15 protein-coding genes are annotated in these 24,013 nt (G+C 43.4%); 3 read left to right on the top strand and 12 right to left on the bottom strand.

Features of this window, described 5'->3' with window-relative positions:
• Window positions 1-74: 74 nt before the first annotated feature.
• The 5 genes from ACTXGK_RS17400 to ACTXGK_RS17380 all read right to left on the bottom strand — a co-directional run bounded on the left by ACTXGK_RS17400 (window position 75) and on the right by ACTXGK_RS17380 (window position 6,616).
• A complete protein-coding gene (locus ACTXGK_RS17400; protein WP_443515976.1) occupies window positions 75-872 on the bottom strand; it encodes a hypothetical protein in 798 nt (265 codons plus the stop codon).
• Between the two features lie 266 nt (window positions 873-1,138).
• On the bottom strand, window positions 1,139-1,630 hold the full coding sequence (locus tag ACTXGK_RS17395) for a hypothetical protein (RefSeq protein WP_443515977.1): 492 nt from the start codon (window positions 1,628-1,630) through the stop codon (window positions 1,139-1,141).
• A 119-nt stretch (window positions 1,631-1,749) separates the two neighbouring features.
• Window positions 1,750-2,466 (bottom strand): ribonuclease PH, encoded by a 717-nt coding sequence (gene rph, locus ACTXGK_RS17390; RefSeq protein ID WP_201602350.1) that lies wholly within the window; start codon window positions 2,464-2,466, stop codon window positions 1,750-1,752.
• Between the two features lie 182 nt (window positions 2,467-2,648).
• Window positions 2,649-4,448: an AMP-binding protein gene (locus ACTXGK_RS17385; protein WP_443515979.1), complete on the bottom strand. Its 1,800-nt coding sequence runs from the start codon at window positions 4,446-4,448 to the stop codon at window positions 2,649-2,651.
• 440 nt (window positions 4,449-4,888) lie between these two features.
• Window positions 4,889-6,616, bottom strand: a complete 1,728-nt coding sequence (locus ACTXGK_RS17380; RefSeq protein ID WP_443515981.1) for an AMP-binding protein — start codon at window positions 6,614-6,616, stop codon at window positions 4,889-4,891.
• 783 nt (window positions 6,617-7,399) lie between these two features.
• On the opposite strand from ACTXGK_RS17380, the gene parC reads away from it, so the two are divergent.
• Complete coding sequence (gene parC, locus ACTXGK_RS17375) at window positions 7,400-9,709, top strand: DNA topoisomerase IV subunit A (RefSeq protein WP_443515983.1); 2,310 nt, start codon at window positions 7,400-7,402, stop codon at window positions 9,707-9,709.
• A gap of 172 nt (window positions 9,710-9,881) precedes the next feature.
• On the opposite strand, the gene ACTXGK_RS17370 is transcribed toward parC, so the two are convergent.
• The 4 genes from ACTXGK_RS17370 to ACTXGK_RS17355 form a co-directional block, all read right to left on the bottom strand.
• The gene (locus tag ACTXGK_RS17370) at window positions 9,882-10,361 is read right to left on the bottom strand and encodes a BLUF domain-containing protein (RefSeq protein WP_443515985.1); all 480 of its coding nucleotides are present in this window, start codon (window positions 10,359-10,361) and stop codon (window positions 9,882-9,884) included.
• 166 nt (window positions 10,362-10,527) lie between these two features.
• On the bottom strand, window positions 10,528-11,019 hold the full coding sequence (locus ACTXGK_RS17365) for a BLUF domain-containing protein (RefSeq protein ID WP_443515986.1): 492 nt from the start codon (window positions 11,017-11,019) through the stop codon (window positions 10,528-10,530).
• Window positions 11,020-11,385: 366 nt separating this feature from the next.
• A complete protein-coding gene (locus ACTXGK_RS17360; RefSeq protein WP_443515987.1) occupies window positions 11,386-11,877 on the bottom strand; it encodes a BLUF domain-containing protein in 492 nt (163 codons plus the stop codon).
• A 253-nt stretch (window positions 11,878-12,130) separates the two neighbouring features.
• Entirely contained in the window at window positions 12,131-12,724 is a 594-nt protein-coding gene (locus tag ACTXGK_RS17355) for a hemerythrin domain-containing protein (protein ID WP_443515988.1), read from the bottom strand.
• A 392-nt stretch (window positions 12,725-13,116) separates the two neighbouring features.
• On the opposite strand from ACTXGK_RS17355, the gene ACTXGK_RS17350 reads away from it, so the two are divergent.
• On the top strand, window positions 13,117-13,956 hold the full coding sequence (locus ACTXGK_RS17350; RefSeq protein ID WP_443515990.1) for a Cof-type HAD-IIB family hydrolase: 840 nt from the start codon (window positions 13,117-13,119) through the stop codon (window positions 13,954-13,956).
• Between the two features lie 468 nt (window positions 13,957-14,424).
• The gene (locus ACTXGK_RS17345; RefSeq protein WP_443515991.1) at window positions 14,425-15,552 is read left to right on the top strand and encodes an ABC transporter substrate-binding protein; all 1,128 of its coding nucleotides are present in this window, start codon (window positions 14,425-14,427) and stop codon (window positions 15,550-15,552) included.
• A gap of 84 nt (window positions 15,553-15,636) precedes the next feature.
• Here the strand turns inward: ACTXGK_RS17345 and ACTXGK_RS17340 are convergent, their stop codons facing one another.
• The 3 genes from ACTXGK_RS17340 to gltB form a co-directional block, all read right to left on the bottom strand.
• Entirely contained in the window at window positions 15,637-16,848 is a 1,212-nt protein-coding gene (locus ACTXGK_RS17340; protein ID WP_443515993.1) for an FUSC family protein, read from the bottom strand.
• 188 nt (window positions 16,849-17,036) lie between these two features.
• Window positions 17,037-18,458: a glutamate synthase subunit beta gene (locus ACTXGK_RS17335; protein WP_443515995.1), complete on the bottom strand. Its 1,422-nt coding sequence runs from the start codon at window positions 18,456-18,458 to the stop codon at window positions 17,037-17,039.
• Window positions 18,459-18,690: 232 nt separating this feature from the next.
• On the bottom strand, window positions 18,691-23,154 hold the full coding sequence (gene gltB / locus ACTXGK_RS17330; RefSeq protein WP_443515997.1) for a glutamate synthase large subunit: 4,464 nt from the start codon (window positions 23,152-23,154) through the stop codon (window positions 18,691-18,693).
• Between the last annotated feature and the right edge of the window lie 859 nt (window positions 23,155-24,013).

The following is a 24,013-nucleotide window of genomic DNA, read 5'->3' as shown; positions in this document are numbered from 1 at the left end:
AAAGCGTCCGCCACTTCCATAAGTGACGGACGCTTTTTTATTTGTTTTTTGGACTTTCTACCAAATATTATAGATCAAACACTAGGGCGCATGATTTGATAGACATTGCTCAAATCATAAACACGATAACGCGCCGGCTCACGACGGTTTTCACCAGCATAGCTTAATATCAATGCTTGCTTAGCACGCTCATCGACCCAACCGACAAATAGTCCACTGTGCTCAATGCCATTGTAGCCATGATTGATATAATAAAGCCAGTCACCTGCCTCAATCTCACTGCTACTAGCATAAGGGCCTTGCGCATACGTGCCTTTGTGTATGGTATTACGCGAAACTCCCGCTCGATTAAACACCGCATTCAAATAATCCCAGCAGCCGCCTTTGATAATCGTCCGCTCGTTCAGTGCCATTTTACGTGCCATGCTGACCACTTCGCGGGCAGCCATACTGCTTTGCGTCTCCGCACTACTCAGTAGCGGTAAATACTCGCTATCGACATTGTCGTAACTCCCTGATAAAAATGCTGGCAACACGGTAGGTGACTGACGCTGGATTTCAGGGTAACGATAGGTGCTGTTCATCGTTGATTGATTGCCATCATTGCTCGTATTAGAGTAATTGTTATACGTTGGCGAAACTTCTGCATAGCTTCGAGATGAGTTAGCACGTTGAATGGTAGAGTGTGTACTGACTTTGACTGAGGGAACTGCTGGATAAGAAGATGTATAGCGCGCACTAGAGTTAGACTGGACGGACTTTTGAGCGATAAGGGCACTCATACTATCTGCATGGGCTTGTCCGATGATGCTACAAGTGAATAATAATAAACTGCACGACGCTGCGACTGACGACATAGGCAAACGCGACATGACTAACTCCTGATCAAAAAAGTATCAATGACAGTATGGATAATAGTAAAGACTGAATTTTGCAATCTTACTTATAAACCATTTAGACAAGCATCTGCAAGAACTATTCACCTTAGATTGGCGATAGACGGTATAAAAATCATGACGAATGGTCATAATAAAGAAGAGCGTTCAGAAGAGTCAAATAAGATAAAGCGCAGTAGTGTTAGATAGGATAGAGACTGGAGTGACTTTCTGATGAATCAAGCGACTGGGGCGTAAAAATACTAGTCACTACTCATTTTGATATTTACGTGGCGTTTTGTCAGTGCTTGCCCTTCTAATATGGCTTTAGTTACTTTCGCCTCTTGGGCACTCTCAAAACCAGTAATATGATATTTGCGTGCATCACTGCTATCGACAATCTGCAGCCCATCACCGATAAGCATAACTTTATCGTCGTCAGTCAAGTGAATATGTTCACGTTTGCCTAGATTGTCATGTACCAGCTCATCAGCTCGCACCCACAATGTACCACTGCTAATCATGCCACTCATGGCTTTTTTATGCTGCTGACGTTTTTTGTTAAAAATAAAACTACCGACGATAAGCAGTGCCAGCGCACCAATAGCCAATCGCTCAGACAATAAGCTCATTGCCATAGCGACTGCCACCGCCCCTATCAGTAATGCAGATCCAAACCAAAACATACCGTTGTCAGCATTATTTGGCTGACCCTGTAAGGTGATTTTAGCGCCATCATCAGTCAGCTTGAGCATGCATTGTTACCTATTGCGAAATGTAAAAAGTATTTTTTATGAAAAAACTGCCTATCAGAGACTAACAGGCAGTTATTAAAACTAAAAATAAAGACAGCAAGTTTTATCTAAATACTAGACTACCAGCCAAGTGCAGTCTGCTGCATTTTAATCAATTCAGCAATGCCTGTCTCAGCCAATGACAGCATAGCGTCTGCTTGAGCGCGAGTGAATGGCTTTTCTTCAGCAGTACCTTGAAGCTCAATAAACTCACCTTTTTGAGTCATCACAACGTTTAGGTCGGTATCACAGCTAGAGTCTTCTTCGTAGTTCAGATCCAGATAGGCTTCACCATCTTTCATACCAACAGAAACCGCAGCAACCAGTCCAATCAGCGGATCTGCTTTGAGTTTTTTGCTCTTTTGGATAGTCTCTAATGCATCAATCAGCGCAATTGCCGCACCAGTGATACTGGCTGTACGAGTACCACCATCCGCTTGCAACACATCGCAATCAAGATAGATGGTGTTTTCACCAAGCTTACTTAAATCAATCATGGCACGTAAGCTACGACCGATCAGACGCTGGATTTCTTGCGTACGGCCTGACTGCTTGCCGCGAGCCGCTTCGCGTTGATTGCGGGTATTGGTTGCGCGTGGCAGCATGCCGTATTCGGCGGTTATCCAGCCTTTACCTTTACCTTTGAGCCAGCGTGGTACACCAGATTCGACACTGGCCGTACATAGCACTTTGGTATCGCCAAAACTGACCAATACTGACCCTTCAGCATGCTTAGTATAGTGGCGCTCAAAGCTGATAGAGCGAAGTTGGTCAAGCTCACGATTGTCAATACGCATAAAAATTCCTAGTACAATATTATAAAAGCAGTGTCATAAAAGTACGCTATCAGTGGCTAATGAGCAGACCGACAGGTATTTGGTAGACTAAAATCTTAAGATATCCTAACGTGACAGCGGCGCAATAGCAAGATTCACACCCGCCATCGCGCCGTCAGTTAGGCAATAATGGACGATAGAATCTATTCTAATCCTTCCATCTTACGCAATTCTTTACGTAGGATTTTGCCAACGTTCGACTTTGGTAATTCGTCGACGAACTGTATGTGACGCGGACGCTTATAGCCAGTCAGTTGTTTTTTGCCGTACTCAAGCAGCTCTTTTTCGGTGACATCGCCTTTTTTGACTACAAATAGTTTTGGCTCTTCACCGCGCTCATCATTAGGCACACCAATGGCACCGCACTCTACCACAGCTGGATGCTCACTCATGGCTTCTTCGATTTCATTTGGATAGACGTTAAAACCAGATACCAAAATCATGTCTTTTTTGCGGTCAACAATTTTGATAAAGCCTTTTTCGTCCATGATGCCAATGTCACCGGTTTTTAGGTAGCCACTAGCGGTAAAAGACTCGGTCGTTTCTTCTGGACGGTTTTGATAACCAATCATCACTTGTGGACCCTTGACGCATATCTCACCGCGATCACCCAGCGCTACGACATTTTCTTCTTCATCGATGAGCACGACATCGGTGCTAGGTGCAGGAATACCAATCTTGCCAGTAAACTCTGCGATGGTCATTGGGTTGAAAGCGACTACTGGTGACGTCTCAGATAAACCATAACCTTCAACGATAGGTAGACCCGTGATTTTATGCCACTCTTTGGCAACGCTCGGCAATACGGACATACCACCGCCGATAGAAGCTTTTAGATTAGAGAAGTCTAGGTCTGCAAAGCTGTCTTTGTGCACCAAGCCATTAAATAGCGTATTCACAGCTGGGATAAAAGAAGGTTTGTATTTACCCATCTCTTTGATAAGCCCATCGAGATCGCGCGGGTTAGGAATAAGCAAGCCTGTATAACCCTGGTACATACTACATATACCGCATACCATAAATGAGAACACATGATACAACGGCAGTGCCGTCAAGATGACATCTCTACTGTCTATGTCATCTTCGAACGCACTATTCATCAGTGCACTAACCTGTAGCATATTGGCGACTAAGTTGCCATGAGACAGCATTGCTCCTTTCGCCACGCCTGTCGTTCCGCCTGTATATTGTAGTAATGCCACATCACTCAAGTTCAACTCAGGACGTTCATAATTACTGGCAGAGACTGCGCCCAATGCCTCCTTAAAGCTCACGCTATTTGGGATTCGATAAGGAGGAATCATTTTTTTGATATGACGAGCGACGAGGTTGACCACGACCCCTTTGACCGTACCCAGCATATCCCCAATTTTACAGACGACAACATGCTCAATCTGCCCTTTGTCTTCGGCATCTTGATAGGTTTTCGCAAAATTCTCAACGATAAATAAGGCTTTGGCACCACTGTCATGGAGCTGATGGGACAATTCGCGACTGGTATATAAAGGGTTTACATTGACGAGTATCATACCGGCTCGAATGACGCCTAACGCGATGATTGGATACTGCAAGAGGTTGGGCATCATGACCCCAACTTTATCGCCTTTAACCAACCCTAGCGATTGCAAATAACTGGCAATCTGTCGGCTATATAGGTCCAATTGCTTAAAACTAATCGAGGCGCCCATGCAGATATAGGCCGTTTTTTGGCCATAACGGCTAAAGTTACGCTCAAACACATCAAGTAAAGAGGTACTGTCCTCTGGCATCTCAATCGTAGCATCAATGCTATAACGCTCATAAGCGCTCAACCATGGACTATCACTGGCGATGCTCGGCATAGTAGGAAATGCATTGTCTTGATAAATATACTCAGATGCATTGCCTTTATCACTGGTGCCAGCGTTATTGTCTGTTGTCTCTTTATTGATATTGTCCGTCATAATTTTCCCTAAATATTACTGTTAAAAACATAGAATACTGTATATAAAAACTCTGTTTTTTTGATTGTGTAATGTTTGATACAGCATGGTGAAATCGTATTAAATGAGCTCACAGGTCAGCGTAGCTATATCATTTTTATCATAATCGCTTTGCAAGTCATATTGAGTAAAATCATCACTCTATTATAAATAAATGCAAAAACCTCTTGGCTGGCACTATAGCAGTTTTACTAAAAATTCTCTATCTATACTCCTTATGCCCCACTATTCACAACCAGCACAAAGACAAAAAATGATAAGGCAGCACGAGGCAACCTTATCATTTTGGTTATAACAATAACTAAATCTGTTTACTCGGCATATTACAAGTACCAATCAATCATAGAGGTATTTATAAATAGCCAGTGATAAAATCCTATCTAAAGATAAGCCTTCGTAGATTAACCGTGGTTTTTTTCTTCGAGTGCTCGTAAGTCTTTACGTAAGATTTTACCGACGTTAGATTTTGGTAGCTCGTCAATGAACTCAACATGGCGAGGACGTTTGTAGCCAGTCAAGTTTTCTTTACCGTAAGCGATGACTTCATCAGCAGTCAGGCTGGCGTCACTACGTACCACGTAAATTTTCGGTACTTCACCGCTCTTCTCATCATTAATACCGATCACACCACATTCCAAAATCTTTGGATGTGTCGACATGGCGTCTTCTACTTCATTTGGATAAACGTTAAAGCCAGAGACCAAGATCATGTCTTTTTTGCGATCGACAATCTTAAAGTAACCGTCTTCATCCATCACGCCAATATCGCCAGTACGGAAGTAACCATCCGAAGTCATGACTTCAGCGGTCGCATCTTCACGCTTCCAGTAGCCTTTCATCACCTGCGGGCCACGGATACTAATCTCACCACGCTCACCCAAGGCCACTTCATTGCCTTCTTCATCCAAGATAGCCATATCAGTGGCAGGCATTGGCAGACCGATGTTTCCTGAGAACTCGCCCGTACCATGTGGGTTTGCTGAGGCAACTGGCGAGGTCTCTGACAGACCATAGCCCTGAACGATGATATTGCCCGTGACCTGTTCCCATTTAGTCGCCGTGTCTTTGAGTACTGCCATACCGCCACCCATGGACATCTCAAGCTTGCTATGATCTAGCGATTGGAATTCTTCGTTATTGGCAAGCGCGGTAAACAAGGTATTTACTGCTGGGAAAAACGCAGGTGGATAGTCTTTATATGCTTTGATCAAGCTTGGTAGATCACGTGGGTTTGGTACTAGCAGACCGATACAACCACGATATAGGCCAAACATTCCGCAGACCGTAAACGAGAAAATATGATACAACGGCAGAGCCGTCATAATCACTGGCTGCTCATTACTCTTCTCAAACTTGTCAAAAGCATCGCCTAAGTAGGTATCGCTTTGGATCAGGTTAGCCACCAAGTTACCATGCGTTAGCATAGCGCCTTTGGCCACCCCTGTCGTACCGCCCGTGTACTGAAGTACAGCGACATCATCGAGGCTGATGTTATTAGGACGTTTATAGCTTTTAGCAGAAAAACGGTTCATTGCTTTTTTGAACTTGACGCTGCCTTTGATATGATAATCAGGCACCATTTTTTTGACGTGACGTACCACGGCATTGACGATAAAACCCTTGAGCGGGCTCATCATGTCACCCATTGAGGCAACTACGACATGATCGACGAGGTCTTGACCAATATCTTCATAAGTTTTGGCAAAGTTCTCAAGTAAAATCAAAACTTTGGTATCTGAATCTTTTAACTGGTGTGACAGCTCTTTGGTGGTATAAAGTGGGTTGACGTTGACCAATGTCATTCCAGCACGTAGCACCCCTAGCACCGCAACTGGCAGCTGTAAAATATTAGGCATCATCACTGCCACTTTATCGCCTTTTTGTAGTCCTAATGACTGAAGGTAAGCGGCAACTTGTTTACTATAGAGATCCAACTCTTCGAAAGATAGCTTAACATCCATACAGACAAACGCCGTTTTTCCTGCATGGTTGATAAAGTTTTGCTCAATGATATCAATCAATGAGGTGTTGGCTGGTGGCATATCGATATCATACTGAATGCCAAGTTTTTCGTATGTTTTGAGCCATACTTTGTCGTTGCGACGAATAAGGTTACCTTGATTTTCCATAATCTTTTCTCTCCTAGTAATAATACATTACCGTTAACTCATACAAATCACAGTGTGATAAACAGACGAAAAATCAGAGCGCAGTCTCACCATCGTGATGGTAAGTAAGGCTGCGATATAGTCGTAGGGTGATGAGCAAACAATATAGTGGTAAATAGCCCTTTGTTCATTAACATACACACTTTATATAGACTACTCAATACAAAAGATTGTTACACGAGTTCTCAAACTGGCTTGACGACTGATATTTTCATTAATATCAATTATTTATATTAACAAAAACTGGCCGTGTCACGGAATTTTACCCACGGTATCTCTTTTATTTTAGTCACAACATTTACATAATAAAACTCCGCTCATGTGTGTCTCTCAAGGGCATTAACTGGCTCAGTGAGCGGCGTAAAGTTATGGCAAGCTCCCTCTTTGTCACTGCTCGGTCGAGATGCGCTCATTCTTGTCACTAATTTGGCACTGTCACTCTGAGATATTTATTAAAAACAAAAAAACAAATGTTAGGTTTACTATACTTAACTTTATCTATAAAAGCCACGTACGAGAACATAGTAAGTAAAGTCTATAAAAGCCAGCATAAGCACGTCATGAGCTGTCGTATATTCTGATACATGTCTTTTTAATTGGACCAATATCCTTTACGATAGCACTATCTTATTTTTACGTGAGTATCGCGCCGAACCTAAATGAGCATACGGTGCGGTTCACATTCATACTATGCCTGACTATACAAACCATACTAATTAAAAACTCATAAGCGAAGTCTATTTTATGTCCGATGTTATTGATCCTACTGTTGCCCCAATCATTCCTAATGAGCCGATGGATACTCGTTCAGTGGCAGAGTTCACTGAGCAGGCCTATCTCAATTATGCCATGTACGTCATCATGGATCGGGCGCTACCAAATATCGCTGATGGCCTAAAACCTGTTCAGCGCCGTATTGTCTACGCCATGAGCGAGCTTGGGCTAAAATCCTCTGCTAAGGCGAAAAAATCTGCGCGTACGGTAGGTGATGTGCTCGGTAAATACCACCCACATGGTGATAGCGCGTGTTATGAAGCCATGGTACTGATGGCACAGCCGTTCAGCTATCGTTATCCACTCATCACAGGCCAAGGTAACTGGGGTAGCCCTGATGACCCTAAGTCCTTTGCGGCCATGCGTTATACCGAAGCCAAAATGTCAGCTTATGCCAATACATTGCTTGCAGAACTCGGTCAAGGCACGGTAGATTGGCAAGATAACTTTGACGGTACGATGCAGGAGCCAACCACTCTACCCGCCCGCTTGCCCAATATTTTATTGAACGGTACCACAGGTATCGCAGTCGGTATGGCAACCGACATTCCGCCGCATAACCTTAACGAAGTGGTACGTGCTGCCATTCGATTACTGAAAAATCCAGAACTATCGGTTAAGCAGCTCACTCAGTCAATACCAGCGCCAGACTTGCCAACGCCAGCTGAAATCATCACTAGCAAAAAAGACTTGCAAGCGATGTATGAGACAGGGCGTGGCAGTTACAAAATGCGCGCGACTTTTTATATCGACCCCAAAGAGAAGAATTTAGTCATTATCGATGCGCTGCCTTACCAAGTCTCAGGCAACAAAATCCAAGAGCAAATCGCCAAGCTTATGACAGACAAAAAACTGCCTTGGATTACCGATATTCATGATGAATCAGATCATGAGAACGCTTGTCGTATCGTATTGGAATTGCGATCAACGCGCGTCGATGTCGATCGCGTTATGAGCCATCTGTTTGCTAGCACTGATCTTGAGAGCAACTATCGCGTCAATATGAATATGATTGGCCTAAACGGTAAGCCGCAGGTCAAAAACCTAAAAGAAATCTTAGAAGAGTGGCTCATTTGTCGCCGCTCAGTGGTCACGCGCCGTCTGCAATATCGCCTCGACAAAATCGATAAGCGCTTACACATCCTTGCAGGCTTATTGATTGCGTATCTCAATATCGATGAAGTGATACGCATCATTCGTGAAGAAGACGATCCAAAAGCGACATTGATGCAAGACTACGACCTGACTGACATTCAGGCCAATGCTATCTTAGATATTCGTCTGCGTCAGTTGGCAAAATTAGAGGAAATTGAGCTACGCCGCGAACAAGATGAACTCGCTGCCGAACGCGCCATTATTCAAGAGTACTTGGACAATCCAGATAGTCTGACCAACTTGATGATTGAAGAACTCACCGCCGATATGAAAGAACACGGCAATGAGCGCGTGTCGCCGTTAGCAGAACGCGAAGAAGCACAAGCACTAAAAGAGTCAGACCTCGTACCGAGCGAGCCTGTCACCGCTATCCTGTCTAAAGCAGGCTGGATTCGCGCGGCCAAAGGCCATGACGTCGATGCCGCTGGTATGAGCTATCGCTCAGGGGACAGTTACCAGGCGCACGTGCGCGGCAAGTCCAATGAAAAAATCTACGTCCTCGATAGTACGGGACGTAGCTATAGTATTGATGCGCACAATCTCGCCTCCGCGCGTGGTCAAGGCGATCCACTGACCAGTGTGTTGAAACCGCCAGCCGGTGCGAGCTTTGAGCAGTTATTAACGGGTGACAACAATCAGCGCATTATCCTTGCCAGCTCCGCCGGTTATGGTTTTATCAATATACTGGGTAATCTTGATAGCAACCAAAAGGCGGGGAAAAATATCATTAACCTAGCAGCGGATAGTCGTCTACTTCCTGTCGCGCGCATTGATGCTCCAATAGATACGACTGTCAATGCCGACGGTGAAACGACTAATACAAATGTAGCGCCTGACCATGTCGCTGTGGTGACCAATGCGGGATATTTATTGATATTTGCCCTTGATGATTTGCCTGAACAGGCTCGCGGTAAAGGTAACAAACTGATCAAATTAAAAGACGATGAAGAAGTGCTCGCTATCACGCCACTCAGTTTACAAAACAGTCTCGTCATTACTGCGGGCAAACGCCATGTGACGCTAAAGCCAAATGATTTGGCTAACTATACGGGCACTCGTGGTAATCGCGGTGGGCAGTTGCCACGAGGCTTTCAGAATGTGACGAGTGTTGAAATAGCAGGATAATTCATAAGCTCAGTTCAGTAGAATGAATTAAGGAGTAGCAAAACATGACTTTAAACAATTATTCAGTCTACCTGCTTTATAGGTAAATCAAACACAGTTCATTCTCAGCAAAAAGCCGCCCATACACAATGTATAGGCGGCTTTTTTACGCTAATCAAAATAGAGAACCTACTTAAAACTTATTAAATTCGGTATCTTCAAAGATCGTTTTTAGGAAGCTTGTAATCTGAGTACTTTTCATGAGGTAAGGATTGAAGTCAGCACCTGCTGAGAAGCTTTTTAAGGTATATTCCTCATCTTCAGTGTTTGATGTTAAATATTTGATCAAAAACCCATTCCATCTTCGCACCTCTATCTCCTCAACTCCAATGATATGAGGCAATAAATGAGGATAGTCATTAATCAATATTGCTAAGACTTCATTGATAATAGGCCTTGAGCCTTCAATATTTTGAATTAAGTAATTATCATTAATAACAAGTGCAGAGGTTATATCACTTTTCTCATTGTTTCTGCGCCATCGCTCAAGAACTCTAGTTAACTCTATTCCGTTATTTTCTTCGCTATTTCTTCCGATATAAGTGAGACTGAGAAGAATATGCTCGCCATTTCTATTATTATTTTTTGAAGTATGGCTCGTCGTTATATGCATAAGCAACCTTATTTGCAAAACATTTTTCTAAACTAAAACAAATTTTAAACTCAAGTTATTCATCTCCAAATCTTGCTGATCGATCAGAATTACAATAACAGCTCACTCACATCAATTAAGTGCTTTTTCCATTGCTTAACAAGCCATTAATGACAGAAAATCAAAGTCAAATAACATCATGAATTCGTGGTTTTTTCTCATCAAAAATTGCTTTCAGAAAATTTTCAATCTGCGCACTTGTCATTAGATATGGATTATAGTCAGAACCTGCTGAGAAGCTCTTTAAAGTATATTCCTCATCTTCAGCGCTTGAGGTGAGATGTTTGATTAAAAAACCACTCCATTGGCGCGATTCTATTTCCTCTATATTAACGATATTTGGAAAGATGGTTGAATGCTCGTCAAATATCTTTGCCAAGGCAGTATTGATAGCAGGCCTTGTCCCTTGAAAACTTTGAACAAAATAACCTTCACTAATAACTAAAGCTGAAACGATATCATTTTGTTCAAAATATCTGCGCCAATACTCAAGTGCGCGAGTCAGCTCGATTCCTGAATTTAGCTCGACGTTTTTGGCGATATATGTCATGTGAATAAGAATATGCTCGCCATTTCTTTTCTTATTTTCTGGAGTATGGCTTGTCGTTATAATATTCATAAGGAACCCTATTTGCAAAATACTTATCTAAATTAAGATACACTTTATTATAAAATATAATCAATGAAATTGTTACGTTTTGAGCAGGTTTTTATTATCTGCCCTGACTTTCTATGGTTATGATATGAATATATTAATCAGATGCATATCAGCATTTTATCGTTGGATTTTACTACAACAGCTGATAAAAACTACATGACGCCGTTATTCCAATATCTTAAAACTCTAATCTATATTAGCCTATAACTTCTACTAAATTCCAAAATCCACATGGCTAAGTTTTTTCTATCAAGGCGGATGTTGCGAGAGCCTTTCATTGGATTTGATCTAGACAGTTCAAAATCAAATGCTGCTATCAATATCAGCTTAGGATTCTTTCTCCTCAAAAACTGCTTCTAAGAAGCCTGTAATTTGCTCTTTCTTCATCACATAAGGATTGAAATCAGTGTCTGCTGAAAAATGTTTTAGAGCATATTCCTCATTTTCAGTACCTGATGTTAAGTATTTGATCAAAAACCCATTCCATCTCCGCGTCTCTATCTCCTCAAAATCAATAATATGAATTAAGAGGTGTGGTCGCTCATGATTCACTCTAGTGATAAGCTCATTAATAGCAACTCTTGAGCCTTCAATGTTTTGAATAAAATAATGATCATTAATGACAAGCGCTGAAGTGATACCGCTTTTTTCATTATTTTTTCGTGCCGTCTCAAAGGTGCGAGTCAGTTTTATGCCATTATCTTTCTCACGATTTTTACCGATATATGTGAGGCTAACCAGAATATCTGCACCGTCTTTATTTCTACTCTCTAAAACTTCGGTACCAGATCCTGAGGTGTAGTCAATAACCTTATGCATAAAAGAGTCCAATGATCAAAAGCCGTTTTAAATTAAGATACCCTTTAACCTAAAGTACAATCAACAACATTTTGTATTTTTTAGTAGGTTTTTACCCGTTATCACTCTTTTATAGAGAGGCAACGTTGCAGTTTCACTAAGATAGCGTACTCTCTTCTCCTATCGCCACATCGTAGTACTACAGATTCTAGTACATTCAGTACGGTAGTCCTATCTGATAAAAAATAAAGCTAAACTATTTTTTTCTATAGCACTAATTCAGTCCCAAAATAGGAATCACCAAGTCTTCTTCATCAGTGAGGTGTTGCGACAGTAGCTCACTGGCATCAATTAAACGCTGACGCAATTGCTCACCCAGTGCTTCATCTTCAGTATTGTTTGATGCTAACCTACCATTTAGCACTTGCAACTCATTAAGTAGTGCATCCAAATGTACGTGGTCACGATCTAATATCTCAAACCCTGCTTTTAATTGAGGGTACATGCGAATGAACTGTGGAAAGTAGCCTGTATCTTCAATATTATGGTGCTGATGTAATTTAAAAATATATTGATTAATCCGTGGTGAGATTTGTGAGCGGTATTCTGACCATTCGATGTCACCAGCATGATAGGCGTCACTGATTTGGGTGAGAACGTGTTGGCGTTTACGTATATCAGCGTGAATACTTAGCCAAAATGATGTCTTATAAATATAGTCTGCACTGAACCATTGATTAGGCGGTAGCTTCTGGTATAAAAACAGCCAATCAGCCTCTAACCGACTGTCAGGATGACGTGGAGTCGGAGCAAGCAGCCCCTCGTCTGCTCTGTCTTGAGCGTTTGAGTTTTGAGCGGAAGCAGTCATAATATTGTCCCCATAAATTATTTTGCTTATTCAGTTTTCTCTATGAATGGTTAAGTCGTTATCAATAAACCCTCTTTAAAAATTGAGTTCAGAAAACGAAATCGTAATTCACTAGATACAACTCATTAGATAAACTAAAAAATATTTAATTTAAGTGTAGTCTATATATAGTGTAAACGTAAAATATCAACAGTATCTTCGGTAATACGTTAGCAATTTTATGAATCATTAAAGTTAATAGCGTAAGACCAATGCGTTACACAACTTAGTCAAAACTCTCATCGTTTTTGGCTGATGAGCCTGTAGGATAAAACGAATAATACAGTCGCTCAGGTATTAGTAATCAGCTACTATTAGCTTTAATAGTAGCGCTTAAAATGTAAAGGACAACCATGTTTATCGAAGATAAAATTGCTCAAGAAAGTATGAATACCAAAGTTTCTACACCTAAAATCATCTTTTTTGATATCGATGATACCTTGAGCCGCAGCGGCATCATCGCCGAACATAACAAAGCAACCCTTGAGCAACTGGCAGACACTGATATCAAGTTGGTGATTTCAACTGGTCGCTCCAAAGCCATATTGCCTGAGGATATTTTAGCACTGCTTGATGCAGATATATTGGATGCCATTATTTGTATGAATGGACAGTATAGCTTTGATAAAAATGGCCGTATCAGCCACTATCCATTGTCTGGTGAGCAAACAGATAAAATCGTGCGTCTGTGCCAGCAGAGCGACTTGATTCATAAGTTTGACTCTGCCACTCATATTGCTTGGTCAGGTGAAAATGATCGTTTGCGTGAATTCAATGCTGTCACACCCAACTCCATTCTTGACCCTGAGTATTACAAGTCAAATATCGTCTATCAATGCTCAGTATTTTTTAATAATCAACAAGAAAAAATGCAAGATATCGACTTTGCGCAGTATGATTTAAAACTGGTGCATTGGCATCAAATCGGTGCAGATATATTGCCAATAGAAGCATCGAAAGCGCGCGGAATCAAAGATGTCTGCGAGTACTATGCGGTAGATGTCAGCGAGTGCATGGCGTTTGGCGATGGTATGAACGACTTAGAAATGTTTGATTTGGTGGGGTTTGCCGTGGCGATGGGTGATGCGCAGCCTGATCTGATAGCGCGTGCTGATTTCGTCACTGGGACGATCGAAGAGTATGGCATACAGACAGTTCTTGAACCGTTCTACGCCACCTCGTCAACCAAATAAAAATCTTATTTGAGCATGTATTAAGTACCTACCAACATTCTGTTAAAGCATCGTTGAACTACCATCAACAGTCATTGAATCTTCGGTGATAGCGGCGCTCAGTCATCGCGCCGCATCCTTTGCTGTTCTGATGTGGCTAATTATTATCTTAAGTTCTAAGTTCTAAGTTCTTGGCGCTTGAATCTTCTCTTATCCTTACACTTGTAATAGCATAGGTCTATACGGCCATTATCTGCCTCATACTTGGCAATACTCTAGAAAACCCACTCAGTACTGACTGTCTTTAAACCAATTTTTATCACTCATTTGATTAGTATTATTAGCATAACTAAGCATCGTCTTGATAATAGCCCTTTAAATTGTACAAAGTAATAACCATAATAGTTTTATTAGCGACATTAGGCATTGACTGCCTTATTATTTTTGTCAACTTTTTGATTTGCATTATTTTTATTTAGGAGAGATATTTTGACCCATTTATCATCGTCCCATCCAGACAATCCAGCTCGTATCGGCCGTATGGTGCCAAAAGCATTATTAGCGGCAGCTATTGGCTTAGCTTTAGCTAGTTGTAGCAACTCTGACAATGCGGCAGATGGTAGCGCTGCGGCGAGCAATGAGACGCTCAATTTGTATAACTGGTCAGAATATATGCCACAAGAGATTTTGGATGGTTTTGAAGAAGAAACTGGCATCGCGGTCAATTACACGACGTTTGACTCAAACGAAGCGATGTACGCCAAGCTCAAACTGCTCGATGATTCGAGCCAGTATGATTTGGCAATTCCATCGACTTATTATGTCGAAAAGATGGCCAAAGAAGGGTTACTTCAAGAGTTAGATAAGTCTAAATTAAGTAACTTTAAAAACCTCGATACGTCATTTACTAACACCAAAGTCGACCCTGACAATAAATACTCTATACCGTACATGTGGGGTAGCACCGGTCTTGCGATCAATGGTGATAGTGTCGATCCTGCAACTGTGAATAGCTGGAACGACCTATGGGATCCTAAGTATAAAGGTCAGGTGATGCTTACCAACGATGTGCGTGAAGTGTTCGGTATGGCGTTACTGACGTTAGGCTACTCGGGCAACAGCAGCAATCCTGACGAAATAAAAGCGGCTTATGACAAGCTTACAACGTTAATGCCAAACGTCAAAACGTTCAACTCTGATGCCACCCGTATGCCGTACATCGAAGGTGAGACATCTCTTGGCATGACGTGGAATGGCGAAGCAGTCATGGCGAATGACGAAGGTCTAACGAGCCTAGCTTATAAATACCCAACTGAAGGCGCTATCTTGTGGATGGACAACTTTGTCATTCCAAAAAATGCCAAACAAGTTGATGCCGCACACAAATTTATTGATTACTTGCTACGTCCTGAAAACGCCAAAATCGTGAGTGAAGAAATTGGCTATGCGTCACCAAACCAGGCAGCACGTGAGCTGATGGATGAAAGTGTTCGCAACAATCCAACGATTTACCCATCTAAAGACGTGTTAGCAAAAGCGGAATTCCAAGAAGATGTGGGTGATGAGGCACTACAAGTGTATCAGCAATACTGGGATAAGCTAAAAACGGGTCGCTAATAGGCATAGTTTAATATTTTTAAAATAAAGTAGATATTTAAGAAAAAAAACGCTGATCCTAAATGGTCAGCGTTTTTTTGTGCGTTATAAATGCAAATCTGTCTCGCCGCCCTGCTCTTTCATCCGGCGCTGCTCACGGCGCTGATAACCCAGCCCAGATGCAGCAAACCAGTGTAGCTTAGAGGTTTGTAACAGATCGCTCAATTGCTGCAACTGAGTTTGCAACGTCTGTGTTAACCAAAAATACCCCTGCCACTCAAATGCTAAGTGCTGTACGCTTGGATATTCTGAGACAGCAATACGAGTAATCGGGCGGAACACTTCATCGCTTGGACTACGAAGTACCGCCGCCATATGCTGCATGGCTTGCGTCAATTCGTGCTGATAATGTATCAGTAACACATGGTTTTCTTCATCGATTTCGATATTCGCCAAGCGCGGAGCAGCACTTAATAATAAGTCAATCGTTCCGATAATATTACGATGGGTACGTTGAATTGTCTCTAGTGTCTCTTTTTCGATTCCTGACTCACTTGCTGTCGCAGCGATGTGTGGTCGCACAGCCAGCAGGCGTTTATTAATCTGTTGTAGCGCTGTTACCAACTTCCTATCAACAGGTACTTCTTTAATAGGAAAGTCGATTGGGTTTGATTTTTGAGTAGCGTTGTCCATTACCCCATCCGCTGCATCAATATGATGACCCACACTTGCATAGAGACTGCTACAAGCATCAAGGTTGCTACTCAATAAAAACCGCCACATCAACGTTGATTTGAGCGGTAAAATCAGTGTCACTGCTACCGAAACGCCCGTACCCAGCAAGATATTTAGCGCGCGATAGATGCCATCCTGGCCGATGCTGTTGTGACCCAAATCAGAGACAATCATCAACATAGTGATACCCGTTAGCAGCCCTATATACCCAAGCTTTCTAACGGCTAAATAGCCAATGATGCCACTGAGTAGACCAATGAGCGCGTAGTCCACCCATGGCCATGCACCTGCATTTTGAATGAACCACAGCACCCCAAGGGCCGTACCTATACCTAGTAGAGTACCCAAGACACGCTCTTTGGCTTTGGTATAGATAGCGCCTTGATACTGCAATAATCCCAAGATAATAAAAACCGTAATGGTCGTCCACTCCCCATGTGGCAGGTTGGTGAGTTTATTGACCAGTAGCGCCAGTATGACAGCCGTTCCTAAGCGAATGGCGTGCAAGACATCGGCATGTTGATAGCGAACATAAGGCTCAGTAAATGGAGCAGTAACACGCTGGTAAAGGGTTGATTTCACGCAAGGCTACTCTTTTTGGTTAATAAGCGAGATAAATGGTAATGCACATAGGTTACGCACAAACATGCTAGCAGTCGAGCCTCGATTTACAAAGTATTAATCAAAAAAAACGCCTTCTGTCTATCAAAAGACAAAAGACGTTCAAGCTCAAACCCTACTGATGAATAGCTAAGTTTGGAACAATCTCACTAAACCTCTAGAAAGTCTAGTATACCTTCCGCTGCTTCGCGGCCTTCCCAAATAGCCGTCACGACCAAATCAGAACCACGTACCATATCACCACCTGCAAAAATTTTGGGATTCTGGGTTTGGAACTTAAAGGTTTGTTTTTCTGCAGCCAACACACGACCAGAGCTGTCCATTGCCACTTGCTGCGACTCGAACCAATCAGCAGGACTTGGTCTAAAGCCGAACGCCATAATCACAGCATCACATGGGATGATTTCTTCAGAATTAGGAATCGGCTCAGGACGCTGGCGACCACGGTTATCTGGCGCACCTAAATGCGTCGTGACTACTTTTACCCCATTGACCTTGCCATTTAAGCCAATGATTTCAGTAGGCTGACGATTGAATAAAAACTCAACTCCTTCCTCACGAGCATTGACTACTTCGCGGCGTGAGCCAGGCATATTTTCTTCATCACGGCGATAAGCACAGACGACTTTTTCAGCACCTTGACGAATACTGGTACGGTTACAGTCCATCGCTGTGTCACCACCTCCTAGTACGACCACTCTTTTGCCTTTAAAGTCGATGTACTCTTCGGCATCTTTTTCCCAGTCATTGCAACGGTTGACGTTGGCAATCAGGTAATCTAGCGCATCATAGACGCCTGTCAGCTCTTCACCAGCAAAGCCGCCACGCATATAGGTGTATGTACCCATACCCATAAAGACCGCGTCATACTCAGCCAACAGCTCATCAATGGTGACGTCTGTACCGATCTCTGTCTCTAGACGGAATTCGATACCCATGTCTTCAAAGATCACACGGCGATTGCGCATGACGTCTTTTTCCATTTTGAACTCGGGGATACCAAATGTTAGTAAGCCACCAATTTCAGGACGTTTGTCAAAGACGACAGGCTTGACACCATTTCTGACCAAGATATCCGCGCAACCTAGACCTGCTGGCCCTGCACCAATGATAGCGACTTTTTTGTCTGTCCAAACGACTTCAGACATATCCGGACGCCAGCCAAGCGCAAACGCGGTATCGTTGATGTACTTTTCAACATTACCAATCGTCACTGCCCCAAAGCCATCGTTCAATGTACAAGCGCCTTCACATAAGCGATCTTGTGGGCAAACTCGTCCACATACTTCAGGTAAGGTATTGGTGCGATGGCATAACTCAGCGGCTTGGAATATCTGGCCTTCGGTGGCCAGTTTTAGCCAGTTAGGGATATAGTTGTGTACTGGGCATTTCCACTCGCAGTACGGGTTACCACATTCAAGACAACGATGCGCTTGCTGGGCAACAGCTTCGTTTTCGAAAGGTTTATAAATCTCAACAAACTCTGTTGAGCGCGTTGCAATGTCTTTTTTGGTTGGATCAAATCTCGGTACATCTAAAAACTGAAAATTATTTTCTAAGCGTTTTGCCATGGTGCTATCTCTTTTATATAAGGCTCTTTTGCAGTGGGTGGTGACAGTCAAGCGATGTGTTGTTTGTCTAAAATCTAAGACATATATCGCTGCTGTCACGTACCTGCTGAAAACCTGTGAGTTAAAACGTCTCTAAAAACGGAACGCTGGCTACCCTAATTAAAGTCATTGTCGATTCCTCAATACGATCTCTCAAGACAATTTATCGATACGACCGACAATGACAAATCGGCTACTGTGGGTCGGCCATGGTAGTTTTAAGAAGACTTGCAATGTTCGCCGCTTTTGGCTTCACCAAATAGAATTTACGAACATAGTGCTCAAAGTCGTCCAATATCGTCTGACCCCACGCACTGCCTGTTTTATCTACATGAGCTTCAATCACTTGTTGTAAGTGAATGCGATGCTCTTCTGTTTGCTCGCTTGAGATACGGTTGAGATCGATCAGCTCATGATTGCAACGATCAAAGAAGTCGCCTTCCATGTCGAGTACATAAGCAAAACCACCCGTCATACCAGCACCGAAGTTGAGTCCAGTACGGCCAAGAATCGTAACGATACCGCCAGTCATATATTCACAGCAATGGTCGCCTGTACCCTCGATGACTGCATGCGCGCCAGAGTTACGAACGCCAAAACGCTCACCTGCGGTACCGGCAGCGTATAACTTACCGCCCGTTGCACCATATAGGCAAGTATTACCGATGATAGCGGTTTCTTGTGCCGTAAAGTTTGAGTCTTTAGGTGGATAAATGACAATCTCACCGCCAGCCATGCCTTTACCCACATAGTCATTGGCATCGCCTTCAAGCTCGATGTTTAAGCCGCCAGCATTCCACACGCCTAAACTTTGCCCTGCAGTACCTGTCAGACGAAGCTTGATCGGCATATCACTCATGCCAAGGTTGCCCCATACTTGCGCAATCTCACCAGAGATCCGAGCACCAATAGAGCGGTCACAGTTGCCAACGAAATAGCTATAGTCGCCACCTGAGCCTTGGCGAATGTTCACAATCATATCGCGAATCATCTGCTCAGCAAGCAAGCCTTTATCAAACGGCTCATTACGCTCTACCTGACACGTTTGTGCCTTACCCACGCTGGCTGGGTGACTAAATAGCAATGGTGTTAAATCAAGATGACGCTGCTTGTCTGTATTACCTTCTAGAATATCTAGCAAGTCAGTACGACCGACCAGCTCTTCCATACTACGAACACCTAGCGCTGCTAACCATTCCCGTGTTTCAGTTGCGACAAACTTAAAGAAGTTAATCAGCATTTCTGCTTCGCCAATGAAATGCTCATCACGCAGTTTGGCTTTTTGAGTAGCAACCCCTGTTGGACAGTTGTTCAAATGGCAGATACGTAGATATTTACAACCAACCGCAATCATTGGCGTGGTACCAAAGCCAAAGCTTTCTGCACCAAGAATGGCGGCCTTGACGACATCCAATCCTGTTTTCAGACCACCATCAGTCTGGACACGTACCTTATCACGTAATCCATTCACTCGTAGAGACTGATGGGTTTCAGCCAGACCTAGCTCCCATGGCGAGCCTGCATGATGGATAGACGATAGCGGAGACGCTGCTGTACCACCATCATAACCTGAGATCGTAATCAAATCGGCATAGGCTTTGGCAACGCCTGTCGCGATCGTACCAACGCCCGGACGTGAAACCAATTTAACGGATACCAATGCATCTGGATTGACTTGCTTCAAATCAAAAATCAACTGCGCCAAATCTTCGATAGAGTAAATATCATGATGCGGCGGCGGTGAAATCAAGGTCACGCCTGGCACCGAATAACGCAAGCGGGCAATCAGCGCATTCACTTTACCACCAGGTAGCTGACCACCCTCGCCCGGTTTTGCACCTTGAGCCACTTTAATCTGCATCACTTCTGCTGAGCGCAGATATGCAGGTGTCACCCCAAAACGACCAGAGGCCACTTGCTTGATCTTTGAGTTACGCAACGTGCCATAACGCGCAGGATCTTCGCCGCCCTCACCAGAGTTTGAACGTCCACCGATGGTATTCATCGCCATTGCAATCGATTCATGCGCCTCAGGAGACAGCGCGCCTAGCGACATGCCAGCTGAGTCAAAACGCGTCAAAATCTCAGAGATATCTTCAACATCATCGACATCGATACTGTTGTCAGTCTTTAGTTGCAACAAGTCACGTAAAGTCGCGACTGGGCGGCTATTGACTAGATTGGCATAATTCTGATAATTCTCATAATCGCCCGTACGTACGGCCGTATGCAGGCTGTTAATCACGTCAGGGTTAAAGGCATGGTACTCTTTATTGAAGACGAACTTGAGCAAACCGCCCTGATCTAATGGCGCACGACGCTTGAACGCGTTGGCAGCCAGTTGCGCTTGGTCAGCGGCAAGATCTGCAAAGGTAGCGCCTTTGATACGGCTTTGTACACCTTTAAAACATAAGCTCACGACTTCTTCAGAGAGACCAACTGCTTCAAACAGCTGCGCACCGCGATACGACACAATGGTAGAGATACCCATTTTTGATAAGATTTTTAGCAAACCTTTATCCAAGCCTTTGCGGAAATTAACGCGAGCTTGGATCGGATCACCAAGCAATTCACCAGTAGCCACCAAATCATCGATGACATCATATGCTAGATACGGATATACACAAGTTGCACCAAAGCCAATCAATACCGCTATTTGATGCGAATCGCGCGCCAGACCTGTTTCAATTACCAAGTTAGCATCGGTACGGATGCCTTCTGCAATTAGATAGTGATGCACGGCTCCTGTGACCAGGATGGCATTAGCGGGTACTTTTTCTGCATCGATATTTTTATCAGACAGTACAATCAATGTGTTGCCTGAGCGGATGTTATCTGCCACTTCCTCGCAAATAGCGACGATAGCATCAGATAGCTCTAGAGTACGGTCATAGTTCAGATCAATGCGAGCCATCTTGAACGCTGGATCATCCAAGGTTTCAAGCTGCTGCATTTTGCTAGCTGACAATACTGGCGATGACAAAATAATACGGTGAGCATCTCTCGCAGATGGTGCAAATACGTTGGTTTCAGCACCCAGGCAGGTCTGCAATGACATCACGATTGATTCACGTAATGGATCGATTGGCGGGTTGGTCACCTGTGCGAATTGCTGACGGAAAAAATCACCGACATGGCGGATTTGCTGTGATAGCACTGCCATTGGCGTGTCATCACCCATCGAACCTACTGGCTCTTGACCGTTTTCAGCATTAGGACGGATGATCTCTGTACGCTCTTCATTGGTGATGTGATACATCTTTTGTAAGGCTTTGAGCTTATCGCCACGACAAGCTTGCGCTGCTAAGGTTTCCTCTAAGCGCTCATCATCACGGACACGTGTCGCTTCTTCACGCAGCCACTTTCGATACGGATGCGCATTTTTCAGCAACGTTGCAACAGCAGTCGTATCCATCACTTGACCTGTCAACGTATCAATAACCAGCATTTGACCTGGGCCGACACGACCTTTTGCCAACACATCTTGTGGTGAGTAGTCCCAAACACCAACCTCTGACGCAACCGTGATATAACCGTTCTTGGTCGTCACCCAACGTGACGGACGCAGACCGTTTCTATCAAGCATACAAACGGCATAGCGTCCATCTTGAATCACAAGCCCTGCAGGACCGTCCCACGCTTCCATATGCTGCGAGTAAAACTCATAAAACGCTCGCAAATCCATATCCATGCTATCGACGTTCTGCCACGCTGGTGGAACCAAAATCGACATCGCATGGAACAAGTTCATGCCGCCAGACATTAGCACTTCAAGCATATTATCTAGACTTGATGAATCAGAACCCGTGCTATTCACAAGCGGCGTCAATTCATTCAAGTTCGGCAGTTTGTCTGATTTGAGCTTTGGCGTGCGTGCTTTAGACCAGTTGCGGTTACCTGTAATGGTATTCAATTCACCATTATGAGCCAGATAACGGAACGGCTGTGCCAATGGCCAACGCGGCAAAGTATTGGTGGAGAAACGCTGATGGAAAACCACGATATGTGACGCCAAGCGCTCGTCTTGAAGATCCAAGAAAAATGCTGGCAGGTCTGATGGCATGACCAGACCTTTATAAATAATGGTCTGGCAGCTTAATGAACATACATAAAACAGCTCGTCATCTGTCAGGCGCTGCTCTGCTTTTTTACGTGCAACAAACAGCTTACGGTTAAAATCGTCAGCTGCTAGATCATCTGGTGCATTGACAAATACCTGCTTAAAATCTGGTAATGTCTCACGGCCGATCTCACCCACAATACTCAAATCAAGTGGCACATCACGCCAGCCAGCGACTTCTAATCCTTGGGCGGTAATCTCATCGCTCAATACTTGCTGGCTATGCTTGGCTTTATCATCATCCAAATTGACGAACACCATACCAACGGCAAAGTTGTCTGTAATTGCAAATTGCTGCTCATCAGCGATCTGTTTAAAGAAGTCGGTAGGGGTCGCTAATAGTAGACCGCAACCATCACCAGTTCTACCATCGGCCGCCACACCACCACGGTGTGTCATGCAACTTAAACTATGAATGGCGGTTTTTACCAAATTATGGCTGGCTTCACCCTTAATATGAGCAATTAGACCAAAACCGCAATTATCAGAAAAATCATCTGGCGTGGCCAGGTGTGTTTGCGAGGAAATCATTGACATAGCTTGTCCTTTTAAGTAGACGGGCAACTTACATCTCCAATGCGGAGCATAAGCTGGTACCCGTAAGCAGAACGGGCTGATAGTGGATATTCGGATAGTTGAATTAGTAAATGGTGCGAGGCTCAATCGACATCATGCTCTAAAAGCAAGTAAACCTTTGACCCTCCTGGTCATTAGATAATGTCGTGACATATACGTTGTATATTAGAGATAGTGAATGACAGCCCTTTGAAACAGAGTAATTTATACCCCTAAATGCCAATTGCCCAATCAGTAATACGTTATGTCGTTCGTTTAAGCATCGTTTGTTATGTTGTTATATCTAGCAATGAGAGCTGGACATCCAACCATTTAATAACCATGCATGTGGTTCGTCTTGAATATCTGACGCTCTGTATTCAAGCGCCTTATTCACTCTAAAAAGAGTGACAATAAGAGAGGTTGCGTCACTTACAAGCACTTTAACATAGCCAGTAAGTAGCCGCGCTTGAGACAACAAACCCTAGTAACACACCTTATAAATCATTGATTTGCTACTAAATGCTTGTTTAATAATAGTTTTTTACGATAACTATACAGAACGTCGCCCACAGTTATATTAGTTAATGATTCACAAAAAATCTAGTCTTTTCTATCGATTCATCAGCCATAATTTGTATAAGGTCTCATTACTATTCGTTATAGGACGATTAAAAACACATTAGAAATATGATGTAAAGCGCCTACGTAGGGTTGCATAAGGCAGTGGATGAGTTGTGTCTACCTTGAATACTTTGCCCCAAAATAGCGACAGTAGCCACTAATATATTGAAAAACGAAGTATAAAAAAACCCCACTAACCAATTAGCTAGTGGGGTTT

Origin of the sequence: Psychrobacter sp. T6-5 (assembly GCF_052258485.2) — a bacterium.
GTDB lineage: Bacteria > Pseudomonadota > Gammaproteobacteria > Pseudomonadales > Moraxellaceae > Psychrobacter.
Note: the sequence above shows the minus strand (reverse complement) of the source record. Positions and strands in the feature narration are given on the sequence as shown.

Excerpts from the sequence above, each read along its gene's own strand:
- ACTXGK_RS17400 (WP_443515976.1), bottom strand. The coding sequence starts at position 872 with ATGTCGCGTTTGCCTATGTCGTCAGTCGCAGCGTCGTGCAGTTTATTA.
- ACTXGK_RS17395 (WP_443515977.1), bottom strand. The coding sequence starts at position 1,630 with ATGCTCAAGCTGACTGATGATGGCGCTAAAATCACCTTACAGGGTCAG.
- rph (WP_201602350.1), bottom strand. The coding sequence starts at position 2,466 with ATGCGTATTGACAATCGTGAGCTTGACCAACTTCGCTCTATCAGCTTT.
- ACTXGK_RS17385 (WP_443515979.1), bottom strand. The coding sequence starts at position 4,448 with ATGACGGACAATATCAATAAAGAGACAACAGACAATAACGCTGGCACC.
- ACTXGK_RS17380 (WP_443515981.1), bottom strand. The coding sequence starts at position 6,616 with ATGGAAAATCAAGGTAACCTTATTCGTCGCAACGACAAAGTATGGCTC.
- parC (WP_443515983.1), top strand. The coding sequence starts at position 7,400 with ATGTCCGATGTTATTGATCCTACTGTTGCCCCAATCATTCCTAATGAG.
- ACTXGK_RS17370 (WP_443515985.1), bottom strand. The coding sequence starts at position 10,361 with ATGCATATAACGACGAGCCATACTTCAAAAAATAATAATAGAAATGGC.
- ACTXGK_RS17365 (WP_443515986.1), bottom strand. The coding sequence starts at position 11,019 with ATGAATATTATAACGACAAGCCATACTCCAGAAAATAAGAAAAGAAAT.
- ACTXGK_RS17360 (WP_443515987.1), bottom strand. The coding sequence starts at position 11,877 with ATGCATAAGGTTATTGACTACACCTCAGGATCTGGTACCGAAGTTTTA.
- ACTXGK_RS17355 (WP_443515988.1), bottom strand. The coding sequence starts at position 12,724 with ATGACTGCTTCCGCTCAAAACTCAAACGCTCAAGACAGAGCAGACGAG.
- ACTXGK_RS17350 (WP_443515990.1), top strand. The coding sequence starts at position 13,117 with ATGTTTATCGAAGATAAAATTGCTCAAGAAAGTATGAATACCAAAGTT.
- ACTXGK_RS17335 (WP_443515995.1), bottom strand. The coding sequence starts at position 18,458 with ATGGCAAAACGCTTAGAAAATAATTTTCAGTTTTTAGATGTACCGAGA.
- gltB (WP_443515997.1), bottom strand. The coding sequence starts at position 23,154 with ATGTCAATGATTTCCTCGCAAACACACCTGGCCACGCCAGATGATTTT.